This window comes from Pseudoflavonifractor sp. AF19-9AC (assembly GCF_003478995.1).
Taxonomy (GTDB): Bacteria; Bacillota; Clostridia; order Oscillospirales; family Oscillospiraceae; genus Lawsonibacter.
This window is the reverse complement of record NZ_QUGI01000004.1, coordinates 215,845-231,468: the sequence shown is the minus strand read 5'-3', so window position 1 is coordinate 231,468 and position 15,624 is coordinate 215,845. Positions and strand designations below refer to the sequence as shown.

17 protein-coding genes are annotated in these 15,624 nt (G+C 56.4%); 15 read left to right on the top strand and 2 right to left on the bottom strand.

Annotated features, from left to right (window positions below; translation table 11 throughout):
• The first annotated feature begins 100 nt into the window (after positions 1–100).
• From asd to DWX58_RS08825, 4 genes are all read left to right on the top strand, one after another.
• On the top strand, positions 101–1,189 hold the full coding sequence (gene asd, locus DWX58_RS08840) for an aspartate-semialdehyde dehydrogenase (RefSeq protein WP_118643001.1): 1,089 nt from the start codon (positions 101–103) through the stop codon (positions 1,187–1,189).
• Positions 1,190–1,221: 32 nt separating this feature from the next.
• The gene (gene dapA, locus DWX58_RS08835; RefSeq protein ID WP_118642999.1) at positions 1,222–2,112 is read left to right on the top strand and encodes a 4-hydroxy-tetrahydrodipicolinate synthase; all 891 of its coding nucleotides are present in this window, start codon (positions 1,222–1,224) and stop codon (positions 2,110–2,112) included.
• Between the two features lie 11 nt (positions 2,113–2,123).
• Complete coding sequence (dapB, locus tag DWX58_RS08830) at positions 2,124–2,879, top strand: 4-hydroxy-tetrahydrodipicolinate reductase (protein ID WP_118642997.1); 756 nt, start codon at positions 2,124–2,126, stop codon at positions 2,877–2,879.
• A 105-nt stretch (positions 2,880–2,984) separates the two neighbouring features.
• Positions 2,985–3,590, top strand: a complete 606-nt coding sequence (locus tag DWX58_RS08825; RefSeq protein WP_118642995.1) for an amidase domain-containing protein — start codon at positions 2,985–2,987, stop codon at positions 3,588–3,590.
• Between the two features lie 51 nt (positions 3,591–3,641).
• Here DWX58_RS08825 and DWX58_RS08820 read toward each other — a convergent pair whose 3' ends face one another.
• Both DWX58_RS08820 and DWX58_RS08815 read right to left on the bottom strand, forming a co-directional pair.
• Entirely contained in the window at positions 3,642–4,268 is a 627-nt protein-coding gene (locus tag DWX58_RS08820) for a manganese catalase family protein (protein ID WP_118642993.1), read from the bottom strand.
• Positions 4,269–4,733, bottom strand: coding sequence for a spore coat protein CotJB (locus DWX58_RS08815; RefSeq protein WP_243093378.1), 465 nt, complete (start codon positions 4,731–4,733; stop codon positions 4,269–4,271). It lies immediately after the preceding gene.
• 280 nt (positions 4,734–5,013) lie between these two features.
• Between DWX58_RS08815 and DWX58_RS08810 the strand changes: the two genes are divergently transcribed.
• From DWX58_RS08810 to abc-f, 11 genes are all read left to right on the top strand, one after another.
• Positions 5,014–5,664, top strand: a complete 651-nt coding sequence (locus DWX58_RS08810; protein WP_243093377.1) for an N-acetylmuramoyl-L-alanine amidase — start codon at positions 5,014–5,016, stop codon at positions 5,662–5,664.
• A gap of 72 nt (positions 5,665–5,736) precedes the next feature.
• A complete protein-coding gene (gene radA / locus DWX58_RS08805; protein WP_118642989.1) occupies positions 5,737–7,110 on the top strand; it encodes a DNA repair protein RadA in 1,374 nt (457 codons plus the stop codon).
• 300 nt (positions 7,111–7,410) lie between these two features.
• On the top strand, positions 7,411–8,151 hold the full coding sequence (locus tag DWX58_RS08800; protein ID WP_118642987.1) for a tRNA threonylcarbamoyladenosine dehydratase: 741 nt from the start codon (positions 7,411–7,413) through the stop codon (positions 8,149–8,151).
• 57 nt (positions 8,152–8,208) lie between these two features.
• Positions 8,209–9,354: a tRNA guanosine(34) transglycosylase Tgt gene (gene tgt, locus DWX58_RS08795; RefSeq protein WP_118642985.1), complete on the top strand. Its 1,146-nt coding sequence runs from the start codon at positions 8,209–8,211 to the stop codon at positions 9,352–9,354.
• 112 nt (positions 9,355–9,466) lie between these two features.
• Positions 9,467–9,736: a preprotein translocase subunit YajC gene (gene yajC / locus DWX58_RS08790; protein WP_243093376.1), complete on the top strand. Its 270-nt coding sequence runs from the start codon at positions 9,467–9,469 to the stop codon at positions 9,734–9,736.
• A gap of 73 nt (positions 9,737–9,809) precedes the next feature.
• Positions 9,810–10,235, top strand: a complete 426-nt coding sequence (locus DWX58_RS08785) for a TIGR04086 family membrane protein (RefSeq protein ID WP_243093375.1) — start codon at positions 9,810–9,812, stop codon at positions 10,233–10,235.
• 83 nt (positions 10,236–10,318) lie between these two features.
• Entirely contained in the window at positions 10,319–10,459 is a 141-nt protein-coding gene (scfA, locus tag DWX58_RS08780; RefSeq protein ID WP_118642981.1) for a six-cysteine ranthipeptide SCIFF, read from the top strand.
• A gap of 112 nt (positions 10,460–10,571) precedes the next feature.
• A complete protein-coding gene (gene scfB / locus DWX58_RS08775) occupies positions 10,572–11,993 on the top strand; it encodes a thioether cross-link-forming SCIFF peptide maturase (RefSeq protein WP_118642979.1) in 1,422 nt (473 codons plus the stop codon).
• Positions 11,994–12,037: 44 nt separating this feature from the next.
• Positions 12,038–12,898, top strand: a complete 861-nt coding sequence (locus tag DWX58_RS08770) for a stage II sporulation protein M (RefSeq protein WP_147382253.1) — start codon at positions 12,038–12,040, stop codon at positions 12,896–12,898.
• An 18-nt stretch (positions 12,899–12,916) separates the two neighbouring features.
• The gene (gene xerD, locus DWX58_RS08765; protein WP_118643226.1) at positions 12,917–13,804 is read left to right on the top strand and encodes a site-specific tyrosine recombinase XerD; all 888 of its coding nucleotides are present in this window, start codon (positions 12,917–12,919) and stop codon (positions 13,802–13,804) included.
• 333 nt (positions 13,805–14,137) lie between these two features.
• Positions 14,138–15,622, top strand: a complete 1,485-nt coding sequence (gene abc-f / locus DWX58_RS08760; protein ID WP_118642975.1) for a ribosomal protection-like ABC-F family protein — start codon at positions 14,138–14,140, stop codon at positions 15,620–15,622.
• The last annotated feature ends 2 nt before the right edge of the window (positions 15,623–15,624 follow it).

Genomic DNA, 15,624 nt, shown 5'->3' with positions numbered 1-15,624 from the left:
CGCTGATTTATTTTTTCTCTTTTGCAGGACGAAGAAGCGGAAATAACTTATTTCCAGCCAAATCATAGCATATTATAAAGTTGATGCGGAGGTAATTAAGATGGAAAAGTATAAGGTAGGAATTATCGGCGGAACGGGCATGGTGGGCCAGCGGTTTGTCACCCTGATGGAGAACCACCCCTGGTTCCAGCTGACTGTCATTGCGGCCAGCCCCCGCTCTGCGGGAAAGACCTATGAAGAGGCTGTGTCCGGCCGCTGGGCCATGAAGACTCCCATTCCTGAGGAGGCTAAGAACCTTGTAGTCATGAACGCCCAGGCTGATGTGGAGAAGATTGCCGGCCTGGTGGACTTTGTCTTCTGCGCGGTGGATATGAAGAAGGAGGAGATCCGGGCTCTTGAGGAGCAGTATGCCAAGGCCGAGTGCCCTGTGGTCTCCAATAACTCCGCCCACCGCTGGACCGACGATGTGCCTATGGTGGTGCCGGAGCTGAATGCTCAGCACCTGGAGGTTATTGCCTCCCAGCGTCAGCGCCTGGGCACCAAGCGGGGCTTTATCGCGGTCAAGTCCAACTGTTCCATCCAGTCCTATGCTCCCGCCCTGCACCCCCTGCTGAAGTACGGCATTGACAAGGTGCTGGTGTGCACTTACCAAGCCATTTCCGGCGCGGGCAAGACCTTTGAGCGCTGGCCCGAGATGGTGGATAACCTCATCCCCTACATTGGCGGCGAGGAAGAGAAGAGCGAGCAGGAGCCCCTGAAGGTTTGGGGCAAGGTGGAAGGCGGCAAGATCGTCAAGGCCGAGGGCCCTGCCATCACCGCCCAGTGTCTGCGCGTGCCCGTGTCCGACGGCCACACTGCCGCTGTGTTTGTTTCCTTCAAGGGTGAGAAGCCCTCTATCGAGCAGATCAAGGCCGATTGGGCCAGCTTCAGCGGCCGCGCCCAGGAGCTGAACCTTCCTTCTGCGCCCAAGCAGTTCCTGCACTACTTTGAGGAGCCCGACCGTCCCCAGGCCAAGCTGGACCGGGAGCTGGAGGGCGGCATGGCCATCTCTCTGGGCCGCCTGCGTGAGGATACCCAGTATGACTATAAGTTTGTGGGCCTGAGCCACAACACTCTGCGTGGTGCCGCCGGCGGTGCTGTTCTGCTGGCCGAGCTGCTGTGCGCCGAGGGCTACATTGACCACAAGTAATTCAGTTTCATTGAGGAAAGGGTTGTGAATGTATGAGAACTCCGGTCTTTACCGGTGCCTGTCCGGCGCTGGCTACCCCCTTTGATCAGAACGGAAACATCAATTTTGATGCCTTCGGAAGATTGATTGATGCCCAGATCGCGGCGGGTGTGGATGCTGTGTGTGTCTGCGGCACCACTGGCGAGTCCGCTACCATGTCCATCCGGGAACACATTGCGGCGGTGGAATTCTGCGTCAAGCGGGTGGACCACCGGGTCAAGGTTATTGCCGGCGCGGGCTCCAACGACACCTCTGCTGCCGTTTATCTGTCCCAGCATGCCCAGGACTCCGGAGCCGACGCGCTGCTCCATGTGACTCCTTATTATAATAAGGCCAGCCAGAAGGGCCTTATCAAGCACTATGAGTACATTGCCGACCGGGTGGATCTGCCCATCATTCTCTACAATGTGCCCGGCCGCACCGGTGTCTCCTTTACCGCCGAGACCTATAAGGTGCTCTCTGAGAACCCCAAGATCAACGGTGTCAAGGAGGCCAGCGGCAACTTCTCTCTTCTGGCCCACACCCGTTATCTGTGCCCCGATGACTTTTACATCTGGTCGGGCAACGACGACCAGGTAGTGCCTATGATGAGCCTGGGCGCCAAGGGTGTCATCTCCGTGGTGTCCAACATTGCCCCTGAGGTGATGGTGAAGATGAGTCATCTGTGTCTGGAGGGTAACTTCCAGGAGGCCTCTGCGCTGCAGATTCAGTATATGGACCTCATTGACGCCCTCTTCTGCGAAGTGAACCCCATCCCCGTCAAGACCGCTATGAATCTGATGGGCATGGAGGCCGGTCCTCTGCGTCTGCCCCTGTGCGAGATGTCCGAGAAGAATCTGGCCACTCTGCGTGCTTCCATGGAGCGTATGGGCCTGCTGAAGTAAGGGGGAGCCGTATGCTGAAGATAATCATTTCCGGCTGCAACGGCCATATGGGCCGGGTGGTGGCCGATCTGTGCGCCGCCGACCCCAAGGTAGAGGTGGTAGCCGGCTTCGATGTGCTGGGCAGCAATGATCGGGAGTTTCCGGTGTTCACTTCGCCGGCTCAGTTTACCGGTGAGGCGGATGCGGTGATTGATTTTTCTTCGCCCGCTGCTCTGGACGGCCTTCTGGACTTTGCCAAGGCTACCAAGACCGCCCTGGTGCTGGCCACCACCGGTTATACTCCGGAGCAGGTGGCCCAGATCGGCGCGGCGGCCTGTGAGGTGCCTGTTTTCCGTTCGGCCAACATGTCCCTGGGCATCAATGTCCTGCTGGAGCTGGTGAAGAAGGCTGCCTCCGTTCTGGGGGACAGCTACGATATTGAAATCGTAGAGCGGCACCACCGCCGCAAGGTGGACGCTCCCAGCGGAACGGCGCTGATGATTGCGGATGCCGCCGCTTCCAGCTGCGGACATGAGACAGAGTATGTCTACTCCCGACATGAGGTCCGTCAGCCTCGGGATAAGAAGGAAATCGGCATTTCTGCTGTCCGGGGCGGAACCATCGTGGGCGAGCATGAGATCATTTTCGCCGGACACGATGAGGTGATGGAGATCAAGCACACCGCCCTGTCCCGGGAGATCTTTGCCCAAGGCGCCATCGAGGCGGCCAAGTTCATGGCTGGCGTAACAGAGCCCGGTCTCTACGACATGAGTCAGCTGGTCAAATAATCTCTTCCAAAACATACGTAAATATCCCGCTCCTGTCCGATTCGGACAGGGACGGGATATTTTTTTACCCGAAGAATAGAATGGGAGGGGAAAGGAGTGATGGCAATGCCGGAGATTGTTCCCTACGACCGGGTGGCAGCGGTACGTTATGCCCATCGTTGGGCCTACGGGAGAAATCCGCAGTTTTATAACTTTGACGAGCTGGGTGGAGACTGTACCAACTTTGCCTCCCAATGCCTGTATGCCGGGACGGGCATCATGAACTATGAGCCCACCTTTGGCTGGTACTATCTCAGCGCCAACGACCGGGCACCGGCCTGGACCGGGGTGCCTTACTTTTATAACTTTCTGACGCGGAGGGAGAAGAGTCCGGGCCCCTTTGGAATCCGGGCAAACCTTAGAATGCTGATGCCGGGAGATTTTGCTCAGTTCCGGTTTTATGATGAGGTGTTTGGACACACGCCGGTCATTATAGAAGTGGGGAACCCTCCGTCTTTGGACAACATTCTGGTGGCGGCCCACAGTCAGGATGCGGACTATCGTGCCTTGAGTACCTATGTGTATCAGGAAATCCGATTCATTCATATTTTAGGCGCGCGGCCACAGAACGCTGGAGAACGTTCGGCGTCAAATGAGGAAGATGACCTGTCAGAGCTGTTTCAGGAGGGAGTACAGCCTGCGGGAGAGATAGGTGGGGAATCGGGAGAATAAAAACAGGGTGCACCTCCGAAGAGGCGCACCCTATTTTGCAGATGAAACCGTTCAGCCCTGGGCTTTGGGACGGGCGGAGCTGGCTTTGTCAAAGGCGGGGTTGGTAAAATACACATTCTTCGAATCCATTTTTTCCTTGCACAGGCGCAGGCATTCGCCAAAGCGCTGGAAATGGACAATTTCCCGCTCTCGTAGGAAACGAATGGCGTTATTGACATCCGGGTCATCGGACAGCCGGAGAATATTATCGTAGGTGAGGCGCGCCTTCTGTTCCGCAGCCAGATCCTCGGTGAGGTCGGCAATGACGTCGCCGGTGGACTGCATGGAGCCGGCGCTCCAGGGGAAGCCGGAGGCAGCGGTGGGGTAGATGCCGGTGGTGTGGTCCACAAAGTACGCGGCAAAGGGTGAGCCTTCAATCTCGTTGGCCTTCAGGTTCCGGGTCAGCTGATGGACGATGGCAGCCACCATCTCCATGTGGCCCAGCTCTTCGGTGCCGATATCGGTGAGCACGCCCTTTGCTTCCGCATAGGGCATAGCGTACCGCTGGGACAGATAACGCATGGCGGCACCCACCTCACCGTCCGGCCCACCGTACTGGCTGATGATAAAGGCGGCCAGTTTGGGATTGGGAGTGGCGATTTTAACCGGGAACTGCAGCTTTTTTTCATAGAAGAACATTTACTTCACCTCGTTCTGCTCATAGTTCCAGGGCCAGGGCTCCTGGAGCCAGTTGTACCGTTCAGCGGTGGCGGCTGCGGGCTTGGTCAAGGGGCCAAATTTGCTCTCGTAGGCAGCCTTGGCGGCCTTTTCCATCGCAGCATACTGCTTGAACAGGGTGAAGGCTTCGGTATCATCGGGGTGAGTGTCCAGATACATGCCCAGCTCCAGAACCACAAATTCCAGGGCCTGGAGCTCGGAAAGAGGCGTGGACGGGACTGAACTGCTTTCCGCTTTCAGGTGGAAGGGCAGGTTCAGACCGGGAAACAGGGTGCCATTGCTCAGTGCTTCGCCCTGATCGTACTTTTTAGGTGCATTCTGCTGAAAGGGAACGTAAGGAACCGAAAGTCCCGCGCAGGACGGCATGGTTCCATAGTGATCCGGGCAGCTTGGCAGAGGACAGCTGTTGCCGTTTTCTTGATTCAAAGGGGATTCCCTCCTTGACGGAAATTTGGGACGAAGCGTCCCACACGCCATACTATGTGACGGAGCATGGCGGGGACCCGGAGGGGAGAGGCTGGAAAAGTGGTAAAAATGGAATTGGAGCAGAAAAAGAGAAAGAATCCAGTTGGAAAGGTGGAGCGCGATCCAGAAAAAACTTTTCCGGGCATAGCCGGCCCGTCCGCTCCCATAGAATGGGGGGGAGGTGTGGAAGGTGCGTCGTGGGATTGGATTGTTGGCAATGTTTGTGTTATTGGTGGTTTTAATGGCCCAAACCCTGAGATGGTACGCCAGTCAGAGCACACCGGCGGTGGAGCCGGTAATCGTCGGTCGGGCGGAGACGCTGGTTCTGGATGCGGGGCATGGCGGAGAGGATGGAGGAGCCGTCTCTCTGTCCGGAGTTCCGGAGAGTCAGATCAATTTGGCGATTGTGCAAGAGATGGATGACCTGTTTGGCCTATATGGGATTGCGCCGGTCCTTCTGCGGGATGAGGATGTGTCCCTTCACGATGACGATGCGGTGACACTGCGGGAAAAAAAGGTGTCCGATTTAAAAAATCGGGTGAAGGCTATTGAGGCGGTGGATCGGGCTGTGCTGCTTAGCATCCACCAGAATACCTTTTCTGACGGGCGGTACCACGGGGCCCAAGCCTTTTATGGCCTGGAAGAGGGCTCACGGCAGCTGGCGGCCAGCATTCAGAACGCCATACAAATGACTATTCAGCCGGACAACACGCGGAAGGAGAAACAAATTCCGGACAGTGTCTATTTGATGAATCATATCTCCTGTCCTGCTGTTCTGGTGGAGTGTGGCTTTCTCACCAATCCAGAGGAGGAGGCAAAGCTGCTGGACAGCAGTTACCAGAAGAAACTGGCCGCAGTCCTGGTGGCTGCATGGCTAAACTATGAGGCGTGACGGCGGATATTTACTTTTCCGTCGGACTCTGGTACAATAACAGCAATCTTTTTTGCCAATGAGGAAGGAAACATGAAGGCGAAAACGTTGTTTTATTGTACGCAGTGCGGCAACGAACTGCCCAAATGGCAGGGAAAATGCCCGGCGTGCGGAGCCTGGAATACCATTGTGGAGCAGCCTCAGGAGAGGAGCGTGAAGAAAAGCGCCTCTCCGGCGGGGCGGGGCTCTGCCCTTGGGGTGGCGGTCAATCGCCCCAAGGCCATGAAGGAAATTGAGACGACGGATGAACTGCGCTTTTCCACCGGTATGGGGGAGCTGGACCTGGTGTTGGGCGGCGGCGCGGTCAAGGGTTCCCTGGTGCTGGTGGGCGGTGCTCCCGGCATCGGAAAATCCACTTTGATGCTCCAGATCTGTGACAATCTGTGCCGGTTTGCCAAGGTCTTATATGTATCCGGCGAGGAGTCGGAACGACAGATCAAGTTGCGTGCCGAGCGGCTGAAGGTGAGCGGCCAGGGGCTTTATCTTCTGGCGGAGACCAACCTGGAGAACCTGGTGGACGCGGTACACGAGCAGCAGCCGGATGTACTGATTGTGGACTCTATCCAGACGCTGTATCATCCCGACAGTACCTCTCCGCCGGGGAGCATCAGCCAGGTGAAGGAGTGCACTATGGCCCTGATGCAGCTGGCCAAAGGGGAGGGCGTGACTGTCTTCGTCATTGGACACGTGAATAAGGAGGGCTCCATTGCTGGCCCTAAGGTGCTGGAGCACATGGTGGACTGTGTGCTGTACTTCGAGGGAGAACGGCACATGGCCTACCGGATTCTTCGGGCGGCCAAAAACCGGTTTGGTGCCACCAATGAAATTGGTGTGTTTGAGATGGCGGACGAGGGGCTGGCTGAGGTGCCAAACCCCTCGGAGGCCCTTTTGGCTGGGCGGCCGCAGGACGCCCCGGGTACCTGTGTCACCTGCGTCATGGAGGGGGTACGACCGGTCCTGGCGGAAATTCAGGCCCTGGTGGTCCCCAGCAGTCTGGGCAACCCCAGACGAGTGAGCAACGGCTTTGATTACAGCCGCTCCATGCTGCTGCTGGCTGTGCTGGAAAAGCGAGGGGGGCTCTTGGTGGGGAACTGCGACGCCTACCTCAATGTCATCGGAGGACTCTATCTGGACGAGCCGGCTGCCGACTTGGCGGCGGTTCTGGCTCTGGCCTCCAGCTTTCGGGACAAGCCGGTGCCCCATGACCTGGCCGCCATCGGTGAGGTGGGCCTCACCGGGGAACTGCGTACCGTCAACGCGCTGGGACAGCGCCTGGCTGAAGTGCAGCGCCTGGGCTTTACCAAATGTCTCATCCCCAAACGGATCCAGGGCAAGCTGGCGGCACCTGAGGGGTTGGAGTTAATCCGCGTGGCCAACATTCGGGAGGCTCTGGCTGCTCTGCTTTGAGGCGGGGGAATGCTGGGCAGGTACGAAATGGACGCAGCCGCTCTTACCCGGGCAGCCTGCGGAGGCGGCACGGGAGAGGGAGCAGTAGCCATCCTTTTGGTAGACACAGGGGTCTGTGCAGGCAATTAAGCTCATGATAGTATCCTTTCTGTTTTGCTTGCCGGTTAGCATTTCCAGGAATATAGAATTCTATGTGACGGATACCAGAGAGAGGCATGCGGCTGCACCTGGAATTTTGATGAAAAGTAAAAACACTTTACAATAAGGAATTGGAATTATTTGTAAGAGAAGGAGCGAGGAATGGACCAATTTTCACGGACCAGACTTCTGGTTGGGGACGAGCCCCTAGAACGACTGGCCAGAGCCAAAGTGGCGGTGTTCGGTGTGGGGGGTGTAGGCGGATTTTGCGTTGAGGCGCTTGCACGCGCAGGCGTTGGCACTTTACACCTATATGACGATGACACCGTATCGGAAAGCAACCTGAACCGTCAGATTGCCGCGCTTCATTCCACCTTGGGACAGCCCAAAGCAGAAGTGATGGCCCAGAGAGTTCGGGATATTAACCCCCAATGTGAGGTGCAAGCCATTCGGATGTTCTATCTTCCGGAAAATGGCGGAACCGTGGATCTGACCCAGTATGATTATGTGGTGGATGCCATCGACACGGTGGCGGCCAAGCTGGACTTGGCCCAGCGGTGTACGGACTTGCAGGTGAAGTTGATCAGTGCCATGGGCTCCGGAAACAAGATTGATCCAACCGCCTTTGTGGTGACGGATATCAGTAAAACCCAGGGATGTCCTTTGGCGCGCGTGATGCGCAAGGAACTGCGCCGCCGTGGGATCAACCATTTGAAGGTGGTATACTCCACGGAGGAACCTATGCCCCTTCTGGGAGAGATTCCGGCAGAGGCACCGGCGGGAGAGGGGACGAGGCCGGGCGAGCCCGGTCGACGCTCCACTCCGGGCTCTGTATCCTTTGTGCCCGCCGCGGCGGGGCTGGTATTGGCCTCGGCGGTGATCCGGGAGCTGGGAGGCTTTTGATTAAGAATACACGTTTTTAAATGAACAGAAGAACAAAGAAAGAAGAGGAATCTGCCTGTGTTTGAAGTGATCAAGCAAGAGGGAAAAGCAAGAAGAGGCGTTTTTACCTGCCCTCATGGAACGGCACAGACTCCGGTCTTTATGAATGTAGGGACCCAGGGAGTCATTAAGGGGGCGGTGTCTGCCCACGACCTGAAGGAGATTGGCTGTCAGATTGAACTGTCTAACACCTACCACCTGCACCTCCGGCCCGGAGATGAGACGGTGCGGGAACTGGGCGGGCTGCACCGCTTTATGGACTGGGACGGCCCTATTCTCACCGACAGCGGTGGGTTTCAGGTCTTTTCCTTGTCCGGCCTGCGGAAGATCAAGGAGGAAGGCGTCACCTTCGCCTCACACATTGATGGACGGCGGATTTTTATGGGACCGGAGGAGTCCATGCGTATCCAGGCCAATTTGGGCAGCGATGTAGCTATGGCCTTTGACGAGTGCATTGAGAACCCGGCTCCGCTGCCCTATGTGCAGCAGTCCTGTGAGCGCACGGTCCGCTGGCTGGAGCGCTGTGTGACGGAGCACCGCCGCCTGATGGAGCAGCCCGACTGTGTCAATCCTGGGCAGATGCTCTTTGGCATCAACCAGGGCGGTACCTATCCTGAGGTGCGGATTTGGCACATGCAGGAAATTGCCAAGCTGGACTGTGATGGATACGCCATCGGCGGACTGGCGGTGGGGGAGCCCACCCAGGTGATGTATGACATCATTGATGTGGTGGAGCCCTACATGCCCAAGGACAAGCCCAGATATCTGATGGGGGTGGGTACACCCAGCAATATTATCGAGGGCGTAGCCCGGGGCGTGGACTTTTTTGACTGCGTGATGCCGGCGCGCAATGCCCGACACGGCAAGTTGTACACCTGGTCCGGGACCATCAATATCAAAAATGAAAAGTATAAGCTGGATCAGCGGCCCATTGACCCGGGCTGCACCTGCCCTGCCTGTGCCTCCTTCTCCCGGGCCTATCTGCGCCACCTGTTTGTGGCGGGGGAGATGCTGGCCATGCGTCTGGCGGTGCTGCATAACCTTCATTTCTACAATGAACTGATGGTGCGGATCCGTGCAGCCCTGGATGAGGGTACGTTTGAGGAGTTTCGCAGAAAATATGCTCCGATTCTGGACCGTCCGGCCCGGGGAAACGAGACATAATGGGAATCAGGCATAGGGAAATTTTGAAAAACACTTGTCAAGGCAAAGAGAACCCGCTATAATAAACATTACGTCGTGCAACGGCTGATAGATTACGTTGGAGGGAACAATTTTGGAAAGTATTATTCTGCTCGTCCTCATGTTTGGCTTGCTCTACTTCTTCATGATTCGTCCGGAGAACAAGCGGAAGAAGGAAGCAGAGAACCTGAGAAATTCTCTGACTGTTGGGGATGAGATTACCAGCATTGGCGGCATTACCGGCACTGTGTGCGCCGTGAAGGACAGCACCATTGTGATTGAGACCGGTGCCGACCGGGTCCGGATTGAGCTGACCAAGTGGGCCGTTTCCAGCAAGAATGGCCAGGAAGCTGGCAAGAAATAAGACACAAAAAGATAGCATGACCAATACCCTTCCCGCATAGGTTTCTGTAGAAACCATCGGGGAGGGTATTGTCATGAAAAGGCGGGAGAAGCGGCGTCCTGAGTCGGAAAATCAGTGGGTCAATGCCATGTGCGAGCTGCTCAAGGGCGGTGTGGCCGCAGGATTGGTGTCCATTTTGACCCTGCTTCTGTGTGCGGTGATGGTGTCGGCCGGTGTGCTGCGGGAGCGCTGGATGGAGGGCGCTGTATTGGCCTCCTGTGTGGCTGGAGCCCTGGTGGGCGGCATGGTGGCGGTGCGGCGCATCGGCGTGAGAACCCTGCTGGTTGGCCTCGCGGTAGGGGGCATCCTGTTCCTGCTGCTGCTGACGGCTGGTTTTCTGGCCTTTGACACAGCCAGCATCGAGCATGGCGGGGTGGGGGTTCTGTGCGCCTGTTTATGCGGCGGCGGGCTGGCTGGATTGCTGGGGCGGGGGGCTCCAAAGAAAAAGCACAGAAGATGATTGAAATGGGCGAAAAACTGTGTTATAATAAATCAAACTTTTATGGGGCGACCAAGCCCTGTGATGCAGAAGGAGAGATACCCATGAAACACATTCAGACTCTGAGCGGTGCTACTCTGAAGGCCAGCGCTGCCAAGGGCGGCTGCGGCGAGTGCCAGACTTCCTGCCAGTCCGCTTGCAAGACTTCCTGCACTGTGGCCAACCAGAAGTGCGAGAATAAGTAAGCAAATCTTCGGCATGTGAATGAGGGTGGGCGTGAGCCTGCCCTTTTTCATGTCTGCATACCTTGCCCTTCTAGTGGGGGTGAGAGGAACAAGAAAGGAATGGAAACGGAAGATGGTACATACCTTTACGGCGCTGGGCCAGTACCTGGCGGCCGACGTGAACAGCGGTGCAGTGCACGTGCTGGACAAGCTGAGCTATGATCTGTTGTCCGCGGCGGAGGGCCCGCTGGGGGAGAAGCTGCCGGAGGAGCTGGCGAAGAAACTGTCCCAGTATGACCGGAGCGAGCTGGAGGAGGCCTGGCAGGAGCTGCGGGAGCTTCAGGAGCAGGGCCTGCTCTTTACCGATGACGATTATGTGGACGTGGAGAAGGCCATGGAGCTACCCCGACAGGCGGTGGTCAAGGCACTCTGCCTCCATGTCTCCCATGACTGCAATCTGCGCTGCCGCTATTGCTTCGCCTCTACCGGCGATTTCGGCACTGGCTGCCGTATGACCATGGATGTGGAGACCGCCAAGCGGGCCATTGACTGGGTGATTGCCAAGTCCGGCAAGCGGCGCAACATTGAAGTGGACTTCTTCGGCGGGGAGCCCCTGATGGCGATGGACACGGTAAAGGCCACTGTGGAGTACGCCCGGTCTCTGGAAGAAAAATATGACAAGCAGTTCCGCTTTACAATCACAACCAACGGCGTGCTGCTCAACGACGAGAACATTGAGTACATCAACCGGGAGATGTCCAATGTGGTGCTCTCCCTGGATGGACGTCAGGAGGTCAATGATCACATGCGTCCCACTGTGAACGGCAAGGGCAGCTATGAGGTCATTGTCCCCAAATTCCAGAAGCTGGTATCCGGACGGGGAACTAAGGACTACTATGTGCGCGGTACCTTTACCCGGGAAAATCTGGACTTCTCTGAAGATGTAATGCATATGGCCTCGCTGGGCTTCCGCCACGTCTCGGTAGAGCCCGCCAGTGGACCTCTGGACGATCCCTTTGCCATCAAGGAGGAGGATCTGCCCAGGGTAGAGGAGGAGTACGAGAAGCTGGCCAAGGAGCTGATGGGCCGGAAGGACATCAATTTCTTCCACTTCAATGTAGACCTGACTCAGGGTCCCTGCGTTATCAAGCGCCTGAGGGGTTGCGGCGCCGGCTGTGAATATGTGGCCATTACTCCGGACGGTGACATCTATCCCTGCCACCAGTTTGTGGGCAAGGAGGAGTACCGGATGGGGAACGTGTTCCGGGATGGCTTTGATATGAAGATCTCCGGGGAATTTGCCAAGCAGAACATTTACACTCGTCCGGCCTGCCAGAAGTGCTGGGCTCGGTTCTACTGCAGCGGCGGCTGCTCTGCCTCCAATTTGCTTGTCAACGGCGACATAACAAAGTCCAACGAGGTGGCCTGTGAAATGGAGCGCAAGCGCCTGGAATGTGCCATTGCGCTCAATGCTATTGCGGCAGGCATGGGGGAAGCGAAGGATACAGAATGTAATAATACGGACTGTAATCACTGCGAGAACTGTGAAATGTAAGCAAAGACAAGATCTGGTGAGAACTGGAATCTGAAACACAATATTTGGAGAAAATAGCCTCGATTGACCGAGGCTGTTTTCTTATTACGTTACAAAGTTTACATAAAACGGTTTACATAACAAATAACGAAACGAGAAAAATATGGACAAATTTCCAAAAAAGACTTGCGAAATGTGTCGGATACAGCTATATTAAAACTAGACATTTAAACTCGCCGAAGCCGGTGGTGCATGTCTATTTTTTTCTCCCTTCTCATAAGGTTGATACTGAGGTGACAGCCATGGGAAAGCGGGTAAGAAAAAAATGGACGATACTGTGGGGCCATGGGGCCTCTGTGATGATTTTGGGCGCGGCCTTTTTGGGCGGCGGCATCGTCGGCGGAATATTTGCCGGTCTGGCGCAGGGAGAGGGCGCGCTGGAGCTGGGCAATTATCTGAGTGATTATTTGACTCTTGCAGCCGAGGGAACCGTGATGCGCAGTTTCTGGCCTGTGCTGTGGGAACAGATGCGGTATTTTCTAGCTGCGGTAGTGCTGGGGGTGACAGCCATCGGTGTGGTTGGCCTTCCGGTGTTGTTTGGAGTCAAAGGTTTTTTCTTTTCCTTTTCTGTCGGTTGTTTTTTTCGTGTGTTTGGCGGTGCCGGCCTGCTGCCGGCCCTTGTGCTCTTTGGACTGCCGGCCCTTTTATGGGCACCTGGTTTTTTCCTGGCAGGCACCCAGGGACTGTCCAACGCGCAAAGCTTGATTCGCCGTGGATTGGGTGAGGGCCGCTCAGAGATTCCGGCTTGTCAGATGGTCTATTGGGCCCGGAATGGGCTTTGTTGTGTGTTGTTTTTTATTTGCAGTGCGTTGGAATATGTGGTGGTGCCGATTTTACTGAAGGCGGCGGCACATGCAGTGCTGTAATTTGTGATTCCGGGAGAGTTGGCTGTGTCTGATTTATTTGAGGCCTATGAGGAATACCTGAAAACAGAAAAAAAGGCGTCCGAGAATACGGTGAGCTCCTATTTGCGGGATGTGCACCAGTTTGCCCATGCCATGGAAGAGCGCGACATTGCCCTGCTGGACGTAGTGGCGCAGGATGTGGAGGATTATACCCATCAGCTCTCCAGAAGAGGGAAGTCCCCTGCCACGGTGACCCGCTCTGTGGCCTCCATCAAATCCTTCTACAACTGCCTGATGACGTTGGGGAAGGCAGACCGGAATCCGGCCAAGGGAATTACTCCAGTAAAAGTGGAGCGGAAGCTGCCCCAGGTGCTCACCGGCAAAGAGGTGGAGCTGTTTTTGGAGCAGCCTGAGTGCACCGATCTGAAGGGCTACCGTGACCGGGCTATGCTGGAGCTGCTGTACGCCACCGGAATCCGGGTCAGTGAACTGATTGCTCTGGATGTAGACGACTTAAATCTGCCTGGCGGCGTTTTAAAATGCTACAGCAAGGGCAAAGAGCGGATGATCCCCCTCTATCCGGCGGCCATTCGGGCTCTGAATGAGTATGTCCATAACATTCGTCCTCAGCTGGTGGAGTCGGTGGAAGAGACGGCACTGTTTCTGAATATGAGCGGAGAGCGGATGAGCCGCCAGGGCTTCTGGAAGCTTATTAAGCACTACCAGGAGAAGGCAGGGATCAAGAAGGACATTACTCCGCACACCCTGCGCCACTCCTTTGCCGCACACCTGTTGGAGAATGGAGCGGACCTGCGCTCCATTCAGGAGATGCTGGGCCATGCGGACATTTCCTCCACCCAGATCTATTCCCGTTTGATGAATCAGAAAATCAAGGATGTCTATCGTAAGGCACATCCTCGGGCATAATGAAAAAACACACTCCCGGACATGGGAGTGTGTTTTTTGTTGGAGGCAGGGGAGTGGCTGCCTTGACAGCAGAGACCGGACGTGTTATAGTCGTAACAACTTAGAGGAACCGGAGGCGAAAACATGCGCAAGACCGCTTGCTGATTTGGTACGGAGAAACAGAACGGGCCGCAGAGTGGGGCCCGGTTTCGTCGTGCCGGCAGCAGGGGGAATTGCGCCCGCTTCCGGTTTTTCGATTGGATTGCGGCAGCCTGTGTGGTGCCGTCTTCTGTCTTGCCGCGAGAGGGATGTTCCTCCTGCGGCTATTTTTATGAAGACAGGAGGGCTTCCTATATGGCGCTTATTACCATAACACATCTTACGTTTTCTTATGAGGGAGCTGTGCTCCCCGTATTTGAAGATCTGAATTTGCAGCTGGATACCAACTGGAAGCTTGGAGTGGTGGGGCGTAACGGACGAGGCAAGACCACCTTGCTGGGCCTTCTGGAGGGCAGATTACAGGGCAAGGGGACAATTTCCTGTCCGGAGCCCTGCCGCTGCGTGCCGCAGCCGATCTTGGATCCGACATTGCCCACCGAAAGGGTGCTGGAGGAATTGTCGCAGGGCGAGGAGCTATGGCGGCTGCAGCGGGAACTGAGACTGTTGGGGCTGGAGGAAACGATTCTGGATCGGCCTTTCCAGAGCCTCAGCGGCGGAGAACAGACCCGGGCGCTTCTGGCGGCCCTGTTTCTGGGGCAGAGGGATTACCTGATGCTGGATGAGCCCACAAACCACTTGGATGGTCCGGGCCGACAGATGGTGGCCCGCTACCTTTCCAGGCTGAAGCGAGGCTTCCTGCTGGTGTCCCACGACCGGGACTTTCTGGATGGCTGTGTGGACCACATTTTGGCCTTGAACAAGACGGGGACGGAGGTCGTGCGGGGAGACTGCTCCTCCTGGCTGCGGGAAAAGCAGGCCAGAGATCAGGGAGAGCTGGCCCGAAACCAGGAACTAAGAGGGGAGATTCGCCGCCTGGAACAGGCTGTCCGCCGTACCGGAGATTGGTCGGACCGGGTGGAGCGGACCAAGTACGGCAGCAAAAACTCGGGCCTGCGTCCTGACCGCGGCTATGTGGGCCATAAGGCAGCCAAGCTGATGAAACGGTCCAAAAGCCTGGAAAACCGGCAGAAGCAGGCCATCGAGGAAAAACAGGGTTTGCTGCGGGATGTGGAGCGATATGATGCGCTGAAACTGATCACCGCTCCCAGCCTTTCCAGCCGATGTCTGCTCCAGGCCAGGGACGCATCCATTGCCTTGGGCGGGAAACCTGTCCTTCAGGGTGTAAACTTTGCGATGGAGCCGGGAGAGCGAGTCTGCCTGGCGGGTGGAAACGGATGCGGGAAAACCAGCCTTCTGCGCCTGCTGCTGGGTGAGACTGAACCCGACACAGGGGTGATACAGAGAGCGTCGGGCTTGGAAATCTCCTACGTACCCCAGAACACCGGATTCTTGCAGGGAAATCTCATGGAATGGGTCGAGGGTCAGGGAATTGAGGCCCCTCTGCTGTTGGGAGTGCTGAGAAAGCTGGATTTTCCGCGGGAGCTTTTTTCCGTGGATATGGCCTTTTACAGCGCCGGACAGAAAAAGAAGTTGCTGTTGGCGGCCAGTTTGAGCCAGCGTGCCCATCTATATGTGTGGGATGAGCCGCTGAACTACATCGATCTCTATGCCCGGATGCAGTTGGAGGAGCTGATTGTGCGGGAAAAGCCTACTTTGCTTTTCGTGGAGCACGACCAGGCCTTTTGCCGGGCGGTGGCCACGCGTACGGTGAGCCTTTGAAA